This is a genomic window from Pseudomonas sp. 5.2 (assembly GCF_059025405.1).
Genome location: NZ_JBYBHH010000015.1, coordinates 116,061 through 129,708 on the forward strand (window position 1 = coordinate 116,061; position 13,648 = coordinate 129,708).

At 63.3% G+C, this 13,648-nt stretch carries 7 protein-coding genes; 5 read left to right on the forward strand and 2 right to left on the reverse strand.

What is annotated here, in order from left to right:
• Positions 1-31 precede the first annotated feature (31 nt).
• A complete protein-coding gene (glnE, locus tag AC5PZ0_RS21550; RefSeq protein ID WP_186681280.1) occupies positions 32-2,965 on the reverse strand; it encodes a bifunctional [glutamate--ammonia ligase]-adenylyl-L-tyrosine phosphorylase/[glutamate--ammonia-ligase] adenylyltransferase in 2,934 nt (977 codons plus the stop codon).
• Between the two features lie 383 nt (positions 2,966-3,348).
• Between glnE and aceE the strand changes: the two genes are divergently transcribed.
• From aceE to AC5PZ0_RS21575, 5 genes are all read left to right on the forward strand, one after another.
• Positions 3,349-5,994: a pyruvate dehydrogenase (acetyl-transferring), homodimeric type gene (gene aceE, locus AC5PZ0_RS21555; RefSeq protein ID WP_027594324.1), complete on the forward strand. Its 2,646-nt coding sequence runs from the start codon at positions 3,349-3,351 to the stop codon at positions 5,992-5,994.
• A 13-nt stretch (positions 5,995-6,007) separates the two neighbouring features.
• Complete coding sequence (gene aceF / locus AC5PZ0_RS21560; protein WP_085274043.1) at positions 6,008-7,648, forward strand: dihydrolipoyllysine-residue acetyltransferase; 1,641 nt, start codon at positions 6,008-6,010, stop codon at positions 7,646-7,648.
• Positions 7,649-8,009: 361 nt separating this feature from the next.
• On the forward strand, positions 8,010-10,700 hold the full coding sequence (locus AC5PZ0_RS21565; RefSeq protein WP_493855708.1) for a putative bifunctional diguanylate cyclase/phosphodiesterase: 2,691 nt from the start codon (positions 8,010-8,012) through the stop codon (positions 10,698-10,700).
• A gap of 165 nt (positions 10,701-10,865) precedes the next feature.
• On the forward strand, positions 10,866-11,534 hold the full coding sequence (msrA, locus tag AC5PZ0_RS21570) for a peptide-methionine (S)-S-oxide reductase MsrA (protein ID WP_493855709.1): 669 nt from the start codon (positions 10,866-10,868) through the stop codon (positions 11,532-11,534).
• Between the two features lie 3 nt (positions 11,535-11,537).
• Positions 11,538-12,161 carry a glutathione S-transferase gene (locus AC5PZ0_RS21575; protein ID WP_493855710.1) on the forward strand — a complete coding sequence of 208 codons (624 nt, stop codon included), beginning with the start codon at positions 11,538-11,540 and terminating at the stop codon, positions 12,159-12,161.
• Positions 12,162-12,309: 148 nt separating this feature from the next.
• On the opposite strand, the gene creD is transcribed toward AC5PZ0_RS21575, so the two are convergent.
• On the reverse strand, positions 12,310-13,638 hold the full coding sequence (gene creD, locus AC5PZ0_RS21580; RefSeq protein WP_493855711.1) for a cell envelope integrity protein CreD: 1,329 nt from the start codon (positions 13,636-13,638) through the stop codon (positions 12,310-12,312).
• Between the last annotated feature and the right edge of the window lie 10 nt (positions 13,639-13,648).

A 13,648-nucleotide genomic window follows, 5' to 3' on the forward strand; every position in this document is an offset into this window, starting at 1 on the left:
CAAGGCCGCTCCTACAGGGGCCCCAGCGGTATCAAGTCAAACCCAGCTCGCCCCAGATCCGCCGCACCTCGCGGCGTTCATCGGCAAACTGCGCCGCATCGATCACCCCGGCCTGCTTCTGCAGGGCCTGGCGGTGCGAGGCAGAACGGAACGCCTTGTACACTTCACGCAACAGCACCGCGTCACTGGCCGGCATCAAACCTGCCTGCTCCAGCTCTTCCAGAATGCGGATGTTATCGGTCCATCGGAGTATGGCCGGGTGGTCGTGAGACCAGGCCAAAGCCGCGTATTGCACCATAAATTCGATATCGACGATACCGCCGGCATCCTGCTTGATATCGAAGGGTACACCGGCCTCGAAGGCATTCGCTGCGGTGCCGGCAGCCGTGGCCTTGGTGCCGAGGTTGCCGCGCATCTTGGCGCGCATCTCACTGACTTCGGTGCGCAACGTCTCAAGGTCACGGGGTTGGCCCAGGACGTTGGCGCGCACGCCTTCGAACGCCGCGCCCACCTGTTTGCAGCCGACCAGCACGCGCGCGCGCACCAAGGCCTGGTGCTCCCAGGTCCAGGCCTCATTCTGTTGATAGCGCTCGAAGGCACCGAGCGAGCTCACCAACAGCCCCGAAGCGCCGGACGGGCGCAGGCGCATGTCCACGTCATACAGCTGGCCAGAGTTGGTCTGGGTGGTCAGCAAGTGGATGATGCGCTGGCCCAGGCGGGTAAAGAACTGCGCGCTGTCGATCGGCTTGGCGCCATCGGTTTCGGCCTGGGGGTCGCCATCGTGAATGAACACCAGGTCCAGGTCCGAGCCATGGCCCAGTTCAAGCCCACCGACCTTGCCATAACCAATGATGATGAAGCCCGGGTCGCACAGGCTGCCGTCGCTGCGCTTGGGCTGGCCGTGGCGGGCTACGGTCTGGCGCCAGGCCAGGGCCAGCACCTGGTCGAGGATGGCTTCGGCCAGCCAGGTCAGGTAATCGCTGACTTTCATCAACGGCAGGTTGCCACTGATTTCCGAGGCCGCCACACGCAGGCTGTGGGCCAGCTTGAAGTGGCGCAGCGCCTCCATCTGCTGTTCCAGGTCGTCTTCGGGGATGCGCGTCAAACGTTCGCGCAGTTCGCTGGCCAGCTCCGGCGCCAATGGCGGGCTGAATAGCCGGCCCTCGTTGAGCAACTCGTCGAGCAGCAACGGGTAGCGCGCAATCTGCTCGGCGATCCAAGGGCTGGCCGCGCACAGGGTCAACAGGCGGCGCAAGGCACCCGGGTTTTCGGTGAGCAGCACCAAGTAGGCCGACCGCCGCGCAACCGCTTCGACCAGCGGCAGCACGCGTTCAAGCACCAGGTCAGGGTCTTGGTGCTCCACGGCCTGGGCCAAGAGCCTTGGAATAAAGGCGTCCAAACGTTCGCGCCCAATGCGCTGCATCGAGCGCAATTGCGGGCTGCCCCGCAACCCGGCGAGGCGACGCAACGCATCGGCGGGTTGTTTGAACCCGGCTTCTTCAAGCTGACGACAGGCGGCGTCTTCATCCTGCGCCTGCTCCCACAGCGGCGACCATTCGCCACCGACCACCAGTTCGCCCTCGCCGTCCTCATCATCCGGGTCGGCAATCACCTGGCGGAAGTGCCAATCGACCCGGCCGCGCCAGTACATCAATTGGTCATGGAAGCCCTGCCAGTCGGCGAAGCCGAGGATGTAGGCGACCCGCGCCTGGTCAATTTCGTTGTCCGGCAGCATCTGCGTCTGGCGGTCGGCGATGGCCTGGATAGCGTGCTCGGTATAACGCAGGAATTCGTAGCCTTCGCGCAACTCGGCCACCACCGCGGGTGGCAGGTAACCTTGCCCTTCGAGGGTCGCCAGCACCTTGAGCAAGGGCCGTTGCTGCAGGCTCAGGTCTCGCCCGCCATGGATCAGCTGGAAGGCCTGGGCGATGAACTCCACCTCGCGGATGCCGCCAGCGCCCAGCTTGATGTTCTCGGACATGCCCTTGCGCCGCACCTCCTGCTGGATCAGCTGCTTCATGGTGCGCAGGGCTTCGATGGCCGAGAAGTCCAGGTAACGGCGGTAGACGAACGGGCGCAGCATCTCTTGCAACTGAGCGCCTGCCGCCTGGTCACCGGCCACCACCCGCGCCTTGATCATGGCGTAGCGTTCCCAGTCGCGGCCCTGGTCTTGGTAGTACTGCTCCAGGGCATTGAAGCTCAGCACCAGCGAACCGGCCGAACCGTAAGGGCGCAGGCGCATGTCGACGCGGAACACGAAACCGTCGACGGTGACCGGGTCCAGGGCCTTGATCAGGCGCTGGCCCAGGCGGGTGAAGAACTCCTGGTTGTCCAGCGAGCGCTTGACCCCTTCAGTCTCGCCGCCCTCGGGGAAGGCGAAGATCAGGTCGATGTCCGACGACAGGTTCAGCTCCACCGCCCCCAGCTTGCCCATGCCCAGCACCACCATGTGCTGCGCCAGGCCGCTGCGGTGGCCGATGGGCGTGCCGAACTGCTGGCAATGGCGCGGGTACAGCCATTGATACGCTTCGTCGATGGCGGCGTCGGCAAGGTCGGACAGGTCACGGCAGGTTTCGCCCAGCTCGGCCTGGCGCGTAATGTCGCGCCAGATGATGCGCAACTGCTGGCGATTGCGCTCGCGCCGCAGGTTACGCGCCAGCTCGTCTTCGCTTTGCGCTGCCTGGGCCACCGCCCCGATCTGCCCGCGCAACTCGCCGGGCGCATAGCGGCGGTCCAGTTCACCACTGGCCATCAGGGCGAGCAGCATGGCCGGTTCGCGCTGGGCCAGGCCAAGGACGAAGTCGCTGGCGGCAGCAACCTGGTCGAACTGTTGCCGATGGGCCGGGCTGCAACCGTTCAGGTCGAGTTCGGGGTGGCCAGCCACAGCTTCGCTGAGGAACTGCTGATTACGAGCGACCAGCGGTTGCAGGGTGGCGGGCAGATCGAGCGGCAAAGGCAGGCGCATGGACTATCCTTGATCGGCGTGAAAGAGAGGGGTAAAGGCGGCCAAATGGAAGGCGGACCACGGTTGGACTGTCATACAAAAGTTGGAAATAGCTGAAAAAAAGCAATCACTGGCAAAAAACATCAAGAATCACCCGTTCGCGACACATCGCCAACCAACATGAACGTTTTTCCCCACAAGCCGGGGTGCGACCAAAAGCCGCATTTGTGTAGTTTTACTACTACCCCGACTGTCTAAAAGCATGAAATGCGAATGCATTTGTAGTAAAACTACACGGCGCCGGATCACACTCCGGTAATCCAAGAATTCACGACGTCTGCCCATAAGGCCAGTCGCAAACTCAGGCAATCGATTCTGGTTGCCTTTCCGCCCTGGAGCAAGCCATGCAAGACCTCGATCCAATCGAAACCCAGGAATGGCTGGATGCCCTGGAGTCGGTCCTCGACAAAGAAGGCGAAGACCGCGCTCATTACCTGATGACCCGTATGGGCGAGCTGGCCACCCGCAGTGGCTCCCAGCTGCCGTATGCGATCACCACGCCATACCGCAACACCATCCCTGTCACCCACGAAGCACGCATGCCTGGCGACCTGTTCATGGAACGCCGCATTCGCTCGTTGGTGCGTTGGAACGCGCTGGCCATGGTGATGCGCACCAACCTGAAGGACTCGGACCTGGGCGGCCACATCTCCAGCTTCGCCTCCAGTGCCACCCTGTACGACATCGGCTTCAACTACTTCTTCCAGGCCCCGACCGAAGAACACGGCGGCGACCTGGTGTTCTTCCAGGGCCACGCTTCGCCAGGCGTTTACGCCCGTGCCTTCATGGAAGGCCGCATCAGCGAAGACCAGATGAACAACTTCCGTCAGGAAGTGGACGGCAACGGCCTGTCTTCGTACCCGCACCCGTGGTTGATGCCTGACTTCTGGCAGTTCCCGACCGTTTCGATGGGTCTGGGCCCGATCCAGGCGATCTACCAGGCGCGCTTCATGAAGTACCTGGAAGCCCGTGGCTTCATCCCGGCCGGCAAGCAGAAGGTCTGGTGCTTCATGGGCGACGGCGAGTGCGACGAGCCGGAATCCCTGGGCGCAATCGCCCTGGCTGGCCGCGAGAAGCTGGACAACCTGATCTTCGTCATCAACTGCAACCTGCAGCGCCTCGACGGCCCGGTTCGCGGCAACGGCAAGATCATCCAGGAACTCGAAGGCGTGTTCCGTGGCGGTGGCTGGAACGTCAACAAAGTCGTCTGGGGCCGCTTCTGGGACCCACTGCTGGCCAAGGACACCAACGGTGCCCTGCAGCGCCGCATGGACGAAGTCATCGACGGCGAGTACCAGAACTACAAAGCCAAAGACGGCGCGTACGTGCGTGAGAACTTCTTCAACACCCCAGAGCTCAAGGCCATGGTCGAAGACCTGTCCGACGAAGAGATCTGGAAGCTCAACCGTGGCGGCCACGACCCGTACAAGGTCTACGCGGCTTATCACCAGGCGGTGAACCACAAAGAGCAACCGACTGTCATCCTGGCCAAGACCATCAAGGGTTACGGCACCGGTGCAGGCGAAGCCAAGAACACCGCGCACAACACCAAGAAGGTCGACGTCGACAGCCTGCGTCACTTCCGTGACCGCTTCGACATCCCGGTCAAGGATGCCGACCTTGAGAACCTGCCGTTCTTCAAGCCGGAAGAAGGTTCTGCCGAAGCCAAGTACCTGGCCGAGCGCCGCGCTGCCCTGGGTGGCTTCGTGCCGCAACGTCGCGCCAAGAGCTTCAGCGTGCCGACCCCATCCCTGGAAACGCTGAAAGCGATCCTGGACGGCTCGGGCGACCGCGAAATCTCCACCACCATGGCCTTCGTGCGCATCCTGGCGCAGCTGGTCAAGGACAAGGAAATCGGCCAGCGCATCGTCCCGATCATCCCGGACGAAGCCCGTACCTTCGGTATGGAAGGCATGTTCCGCCAGTTGGGCATCTACTCGTCCGTCGGCCAGCTCTACGAGCCAGTCGATAAAGACCAGGTGATGTTCTACCGCGAAGACAAGAAGGGCCAGATTCTCGAGGAAGGCATCAACGAAGCCGGCGCCATGTCGTCGTTCATCGCTGCCGGTACCTCGTACAGCTGCCACAACCAGCCGATGCTGCCGTTCTACATCTTCTACTCGATGTTCGGCTTCCAGCGTATCGGCGACCTGGCCTGGGCCGCTGGCGACAGCCGCACCCGTGGCTTCCTGATCGGCGGTACTGCCGGCCGTACCACCCTCAACGGTGAAGGCCTGCAGCACGAAGACGGTCACAGCCACATGATGGCGGGCACCATCCCGAACTGCCGCACCTACGATCCGACCTACGGCTACGAGCTGGCGGTGATCATCCAGGACGGCATGAAGAAGATGACCGAAGAGCAACAGGACATCTTCTACTACATCACCGTGATGAACGAATCCTACCAGCAGCCAGCCATGCCGGCCGGTGTTGAGGAAGGCATCATCAAGGGTATGTACCTGCTCGAAGAAGACACCCGCGAAGCCGCGCACCACGTTCAGCTGATGGGCTCCGGCACCATCCTGCGCGAAGTCCGCGAAGCAGCGAAGATCCTGCGTGAAGAGTTCAACGTCGGTGCCGACGTGTGGAGCGTCACCAGCTTCAACGAACTGCGTCGCGACGGCCTGGCCGTGGAACGCGCCAACCGCCTCAAGCCTGGCCAGAAGCCTCAGCTGACTTACGTCGAAGAGTGCCTGAACGGTCGCAAAGGCCCGGTCATCGCCTCCACCGACTACATGAAGCTGTTCGCCGAACAGATTCGTCAGTGGGTGCCGAGCAAAGAGTTCAAAGTCCTGGGTACCGACGGTTACGGTCGCAGCGACAGCCGCAAGAAGCTGCGTCACTTCTTCGAAGTTGACCGCCACTTCGTGGTGCTGGCTGCCCTGGAAGCCTTGGCTGACCGTGGCGAGATCGAACCGAAAGTGGTGGCTGACGCTATCGTCAAGTTCGGCATCGATCCGGACAAGCGCAACCCACTGGACTGCTGAGGAGTATTTTTAAGTGAGCGAACTCATTCGCGTACCTGACATCGGCAGCGGTGAAGGTGAAATCATCGAGCTGTTCGTCAAGGTCGGTGACCGTATCGAGGCTGACCAGAGCCTGCTGACCCTGGAGTCCGACAAGGCCTCCATGGAGATCCCGGCCCCTAAGGCCGGCGTGATCAAAGAGCTGAAGGTCAAGCTGGGCGATCGCCTGAAAGAAGGCGACGAGCTGCTGGTGCTGGAAGCCGAGGGCGCTGCGGCGTCCGAGGCGCCAGCCGCCGCACCTGCCCCTGCCGCTGCGCCGGCCGCCGCTGAAAAGCCGGCCGCCGAAGCTGCGCCTGCGCCTGCTGCAGCCCCGGCTGCCGCCAGCGTGCAAGACATCCACGTGCCGGACATCGGCTCGTCGGGCAAGGCCAAGATCATCGAAGTGCTGGTCAAGGTCGGCGACACCGTCGAAGCCGACCAGTCGCTGATCACCCTGGAGTCCGACAAGGCCTCCATGGAGATCCCATCGCCTGCTGCTGGCGTGGTCGAAGAAGTGCTGTGCAAGCTGGAAGATGAAGTCGGCACTGGCGACCTGATCTTCAAGCTGAAGGTTGCTGGCGCAGCGCCGGCTGCCGCACCGGCTCCGGCCGCTGCTGCACCGGCCAAGGCTGAGGCTGCGCCTGCTGCCGCACCTGCCGCTGCCGCCCCGGCTGCTGCCCCTGCTCCGGTCGCTACCGCGCCGGCTGCTGGCAACAACGCCAAGGTTCATGCTGGCCCAGCCGTTCGTCAGCTGGCCCGTGAATTCGGTGTCGAGCTGGGCGCTGTCGCGGCCACCGGCCCGCATGGCCGCATCCTGAAAGAAGACGTGCAGGTTTACGTCAAAGCGATGATGCAGAAGGCCAAGGAAGCCCCGGCAGCCGCCGGCGCAACCGGCGGCGCTGGCATCCCGCCAATCCCTGCCGTGGACTTCAGCAAGTTCGGTGAAGTGGAAGAAGTGGCCCTGACCCGCCTGATGCAGGTCGGTGCCGCCAACCTGCACCGCAGCTGGCTGAACGTGCCGCACGTGACTCAGTTCGACTCCGCCGACATCACCGAGCTGGAAGCCTTCCGCGTGGCGCAGAAGGCTGTGGCCGAGAAGGCTGGCGTCAAGCTGACCGTGCTGCCACTGCTGCTCAAGGCCAGCGCATTCCTGCTCAAGGAAATGCCGGATTTCAACAGCTCGCTGGCGCCAAGCGGCAAGGCGATCATCCGCAAGAAGTACGTGAACATCGGCTTTGCCGTGGACACCCCGGATGGCCTGCTGGTCCCTGTGATCAAGAACGTCGACCAGAAGAGCCTGCTGCAACTGGCTGCCGAAGCCGCTGCACTGGCCGAGAAAGCGCGCACCAAAAAGCTGTCGGCCGACGACATGCAAGGCGCCTGCTTCACCATCTCCAGCCTCGGCCACATTGGCGGCACCGGCTTCACGCCGATCGTCAACGCGCCTGAGGTGGCGATCCTGGGCGTTTCGAAGGCAACCATGCAGCCAGTCTGGGATGGCAAAGCCTTCCAGCCGAAGCTGATGCTGCCGCTGTCGCTGTCCTACGATCACCGTGTGATCAACGGCGCTGCCGCCGCGCGCTTCACCAAGCGCCTGGGCGACGTGCTGGCGGATATCCGCACCCTGCTGCTGTAAGGCGGCACGCTGCCCCTCGCAAGAGGGGCAGTACCCTTTTCGAGCTGCCACGCTCGTACCTCAACCCCGTCATTTGGCGGGGCTTTTTTTTGCCTGCGGCTCACACCGCACCGGTTTTTTTGTAGGAGCAGCCTTGTGCTGCGAAAGGGCCGGTACCACCGCCAACATTTCCAGCGCCTGGCAGGGCCTCTTCGCAGCACAAGGCTGCTCCTACAAGGGGTGCGCCTATAGTTTGTGGTACCTCTGCCGATAACCCGTACACAGCATCACACATGGCCGCTTGCCAGCCCTCGGGACATGATGCAACCTTGCCAGATACGCCGCCGACCAGGCCGTGTTTCCCTCTTCAAGCGAGTCTTCGATGAAAAGCCAACCCGATGCCGCCAGCCGTGTGGCGGCCGAGGTCGTCACGCAGCTACCCGTGCCCTCGCGGCTCGGCATGCTGCGTTTCGAAAGGCTCAACGAAGCCACCTGGGCCATGCTCTACCTCGACCCCGCCTGCGAACGCCAGTTCGGCCTGCAGGCAGGCGAGCTGTGCGCCTTGGTCGATTCGCCCTATGCCAGCCTGATGGAACCCGAAGCCCGCTACAGGCTGCACGACGAGATCCAGTCGCAGCTTGCCCGCCGTGGCTACTACCGCGTGCGCTACACCTTGCATGCCCCTGGCGCGTCACTGCGCCTGCTGGAGGCCGGGGAAGCCTACAGGCAACACAACCGGCAACTGCTGCGCGGCTACCTGAGCGTACTCGACGACCCGCCCGAAGACGCCGCCGACCCCGACGCCAGTGACCTGGAGTCGCGCAACAACCGCCTGCAACTGGCCCTGCAGCTCAACCAGCGCGCCCAGCAAGAACAGCTTGAACACCTGGAGCGTGTGCGTGGCCAGCAAGACCTGATCCTGCGCCTGGCCCGCCAGCGTTACAGCGCAGAGAACTCGCTGCTCGAAGCCGCCGAGCTGATCACCCAGAGCGCCTGCGAAATCTACAAGGTCGACAGCGCCAGCATCTGGCACCTGGAAGGCCAGCGCCTGGAGCCGATCAGTGCCTGGTACCGCCACGAGCAGGAGCATCGCCTGCCCGAAGCCATCGATGCCAGCCACTTTCCCGACTACCTCGACGCCCTGCACGCCAGCCGCGCCATCGACGCTCACAACGCCAACCACGACCCGCGCACCCGCGCCCTGACCCAGAGCCTGTGCCCCGACAACAAAGCCATGCTCGATGCCAGCGTGCGCGTCGATGGCCAGGTAATCGGGGTGTTGTGCCTGGAGCAGAGCGGCCAGCCGCGGGCCTGGCAGTCCGATGAAATCGCCTTTGCCGGTGAGCTGGCCGACCAGTTCGCCCAGGTCATCACCAACCACAACCGACGCACTGCGGCCAGCGCCCTGCACCTGTTCCAGCGCGCCGTGGAACAAAGCGCCAGTGCCTTTTTGCTGGTCAACCGCGACGGCGTGGTGGAATACGTCAACCCAAGCTTCACGGCGATCACCCAGTACAGCACCGATGAAGTCCAAGGCCGCCAACTGGCCGAGCTGCCAGCCCTGGAAAACCTCAGCGAGCTGCTGTTCGATTCGCCGTCGAGCCTGGCCATGGGCAACAGCTGGCAAGGTGAATTCAAGAGCCGGCGCAAAAACCTTGAGCCCTACTGGGGCCAACTGTCGATATCCAAGGTGTATGGCGACAACCGTGAGCTGACCCACTACATCGGCATCTACGAAGACGTCACCCAGACCAAGCTGGCCCAACAGCGCATCGAGCGCCTGGCCTACACCGACAACCTGACCAACCTGGGCAACCGCCCGGCGTTCATCCGCAGCCTCGACGAGCGCTTTGCCCGAAACAGCGAGAGCTCGATGTGCCTGCTGCTGGTGGACATCGACAACTTCAAGCGCATCAACGACAGCCTCGGCCACCAGACCGGCGACAAGCTGTTGGTCAGCCTGGCCCGCCGACTGCGCAATAGCCTCAGCGCCGGTGGCATCCTGGCGCGTTTCGCCAGCAACGAGTTCGCTGTGCTGCTCGACGACACCCGCCTGGAAGACGGCCAGGACGTCGCCCAGCAGTTGCTGCACACCCTCGACAAGCCAATGTTCGTCGACAACCAGCTGATCAATGTCACCGCCTCGGTGGGCCTTGCCTGCGCGCCGCTGCACGGCATCGACCCGGCGAGCCTGATGAAAAACGCAGGCCTGGCGCTGCACAAGGCAAAGGCCAACGGCAAGCACCAGGTGCAGGTGTTTACCGAAGTGCTCAATGCCGAGGCCAGTTACAAGCTGTTCGTCGAGAACAACCTGCGACGCGCCCTGACCCAGAACGAACTGGAAGTGTTCTACCAGCCCAAGCTGTGCCTGCGCAGCGGCCGCCTGCTAGGGTTGGAAGCACTGCTGCGCTGGAACCACCCCGAGCGCGGCATGATCCGCCCGGACCAGTTCATCAGCGTGGCCGAGGAAACCGGCCTGATCATCCCAATCGGCAAGTGGGTGGTGCGCCAGTCGTGCCGCATGAGCCAGCAACTGCGCGAGGCCGGCCTGGGCAACTTGCACGTGGCCATCAACCTGTCGCCCAAGCAATTCTCCGACCCGGACCTGGTAGCCTCGATCAGTTCGATCCTCAAGGAAGAAGCGCTGCCCTCGCACCTGCTGGAGCTGGAGCTGACCGAAGGCCTTCTGCTGGAAGCGACCGAAGACACCCACCGCCAGCTCGACGAGCTCAAGGCCCTGGGCCTGACCCTGGCGATGGACGATTTCGGCACGGGCTATTCGTCGTTGAGCTACTTGAAGAAGTTTCCGATCGACATCATCAAGATCGACCGCAGCTTCATCAACGAAATCCCGGATAACCAGGACGACATGGAAATCACCTCGGCGGTGGTGGCCATGGCCCACAACCTCAAGCTCAAGGTGGTCGCCGAAGGGATCGAGACCCCGGCGCAGTTGGCGTTTCTGCGCCGGCACCGGTGCGACGTGGGCCAGGGGTACCTGTTCGATCGGCCGATTCCGGGGCGTGAACTGGCCGAGCGACTGAAGCGCTATCCGCGCGGTCCAATGGCCTGACAGCAGCGTTAACCTCGGGCACTATAGAGTCCATTCGGGCCCCTTCGCGGGCAAGCCCGCTCCCACAGGGTCATCACAACCTTTGATACCTGTGCGGTACCTGTGGGAGCGGGCTTGCCCGCGAATGCCCCAGCACCTATCTACCTGACATACAGAGGAACGGCCATGGTCCTGCGTTCGGAAATCCTGGTGAACAAAAACGTCATGCCAACCGCGGAGCAGGCCCTGCCTGGCCGCGAAACGCCAATGTCGCTGCCCGAGTTCCACTATGTGTTCGAAGGCACCCCCCTGCTGGGCCCCTTCTTCGAAGGTGCCATCGACTTCGCCATCTTCGGCCTGGGCTGTTTCTGGGGCGCCGAGCGCCGCTTCTGGCAGCGTGAAGGCGTGGTCAGCACGGTGGTCGGCTATGCCGGCGGCTTCACCCCCAACCCCACGTACGAAGAAGTCTGCTCCGGCCTGACCGGCCACACCGAAGTGGTGCTGGTGGTGTTCGACAAGAACAAGGTCAGCTACCGCGAGCTGCTGGCCATGTTCTGGGAACTGCACAACCCAACCCAGGGCATGCGCCAGGGCAACGACGTCGGCACCCAGTACCGCTCGGCCATCTACTGCACCTCGCCGCAGCAGCTCGAAGAAGCCAAGGCCAGCCGCGACGCCTTCCAGGCCGAGCTGAACAAGGCCGGTTTCGGTGAGATCACCACCGAGATCGAACAGGCCCCGACCGTGTACTTCGCCGAGGCCTACCACCAGCAGTACCTGGCCAAGAACCCGGACGGCTACTGCGGTATTGGCGGTACCGGTGTGTGCCTGCCACCCAGCCTGCAGGGCAACTGAACCATGGCCACGATGACGCTGTTCCACTCGCCGCTGTCGCCCTTCGTGCGCAAGGTCATGGTGGTGCTGCACGAGACCGGCCAGCTTGACCGCGTCACCCTGCAGCCGGTGAACATCAGTCCCGTGAGTGGTGATGACCAGCTCAACCAGGGCAACCCGATCGGCAAGATCCCGGCCCTGCGCCTGGACGACGGCACGGTGCTGCACGACAGCCGGGTGATTTGCGAGTACCTCGACCTGCAGCACGTCGGCCTGCCATTGCTGCCGCGTGAAGGCTCGGCGCGCTGGCGGCGCATGACCTTGGCGTCACAGGCTGATGCGATCATGGATGCGGCGGTGTCGAGCCGCTATGAGAGCTTCCTGCGGCCTGAGGACAAGCGCTGGGATGGCTGGCTCGAGGCGCAGGGCGACAAAATCCGCCGCAGCCTGGCCAACCTGGAGCAGGAACATCTGGCGGAGCTGATCTCGGGCTTTGATCTGGCTGCCATTGGTGTTGCCTGTGCGCTGGGGTACCTGGATTTGCGTCAGCCTGAATTTGGTTGGCGTGAGCGCCAGCCTGGGCTGGCGAAGTGGTATGCCGAGATGGCCCAGCGGCCGTCGATGGTTGCTACCTCTCCAGCGGCCTGACGGGCCTCTTCGCAGCACAAGGCTGCTCCTACACGGTAACGCGCGCCCTGTAGGAGCAGCCTTGTGCTGCGAATGCCTTACCTCGGTATCACAGGAAACAACTGCCCAATCCTGCGTGCCAACCACCGCCCGATTTCTCTGTCCTCCCTCATGCCGCCCTCCCCACCCGCGCCCAGTCCAGCCGCCGGGTCAGCACCATGAACACGCCCAACAAACCAAAGCACAGCAACGACCCCATCAACAGCGCGTAGTCCTCGGCGCTGAGCAGCCCATAAAGCATCCCGTACAACGCCGCTAACCCCGCCGCAAACCCAACCCCACGCCCCAGGCTGCGCAGCACGTGGCTCAGGTAGAAGCCAATCAGCAACACACAGGCCGAAGCCGACAGCCCATACGCCGGGCCAAAGCCGATGTGTTCGGACATCGACAGCAACAGCAGGTAGAAAAACGCCAACGCCACACCCACCAGGATGTACTGCACCGGGTGCACGCTGAGGTTCTTCAGCACCTCGAACAGGAAGAAGCCGGCAAAGGTCAGGGCAATGAACAGCAGCGCGTATTTGATCGCCCGCTCGCTCTTCAGGTACTGATCAACCGGGTCGACAAAGCTGACGCCAAAGGTGCGCTCGCTGAAGTCCTCACAGTGCCCGGCCGTGGCGCACTGGCGCAGGGCATCTTCAAGGTTGGTGGCGAAGAACGACGTCTGCCAATGGGCAGTGAAGCCTTGGGCATCGATGTCGCGACGGCTGGGCAGGTAACTGCCGATGAAGCCTGGGTGCGGCCAGTTGGCGCGCAGATCCACACTGCTGGTACGGCCAACCGGCAACACCTGCAACTGGCCAGTGCCTTGCAGCGCCAGGTCGAAGCCGTAGCTGAACTCCCGCGCTTGCAGGCCATCCAGCCCTGGCACGCTGGCATGCACGCCACCGCGCATCCAGTCGAGCCCGGTCCCCGCTTCGAAGGGCAACTTGCGCTCGTCGAGCGTCAGTTCCAGGCCATTCTCGATGCCACGAATGTCGCTGATGCCCACCACCAGAAAGGGCTTGTCGAACCGGTAGTCTTCAAAATCCTTGTCGATGCCCCAGCGTTCGGGGAGCTTGAAGCGGCCACTGATGCGGCCCTTGGCGTGAAACAGCCGCGCCTGGTAGATGCCGCGTGATCGCAGCTCGGTGTCGACACCCAGATCGGCCTCGAAGGTTTCCGGCAGGAAGTACAGGTGGCCGGCGATGCTGCTGGTCTCCTGGGTACGCTCGCCGTCCTTGTCGATCCAGCGGCGCTGGTACTTGCGGTAAGGCACCACCAGCAGCGGGCCACTGAGTTGCTGGTCGAAGCTGGCGCTCTGGGCGATGTCACGCACCACGCTGTCACGCAGGGTCTGGCGCTCGTCGATGAGGCCGTTGATCATCAGCAGCGGGATCAGCAACAGCACCATCAGCAGGGCAATCATGCCGAGCTTGAATCCAAGGGTCTTGTTCATAGGGCCTCCT

Coding starts and splice junctions, on each gene's coding strand:
- glnE (WP_186681280.1), bottom strand. CDS start 2,965: ATGCGCCTGCCTTTGCCGCTCGATCTGCCCGCCACCCTGCAACCGCTG.
- aceE (WP_027594324.1), top strand. CDS start 3,349: ATGCAAGACCTCGATCCAATCGAAACCCAGGAATGGCTGGATGCCCTG.
- AC5PZ0_RS21565 (WP_493855708.1), top strand. CDS start 8,010: ATGAAAAGCCAACCCGATGCCGCCAGCCGTGTGGCGGCCGAGGTCGTC.
- msrA (WP_493855709.1), top strand. CDS start 10,866: ATGGTCCTGCGTTCGGAAATCCTGGTGAACAAAAACGTCATGCCAACC.
- AC5PZ0_RS21575 (WP_493855710.1), top strand. CDS start 11,538: ATGGCCACGATGACGCTGTTCCACTCGCCGCTGTCGCCCTTCGTGCGC.
- creD (WP_493855711.1), bottom strand. CDS start 13,638: ATGAACAAGACCCTTGGATTCAAGCTCGGCATGATTGCCCTGCTGATG.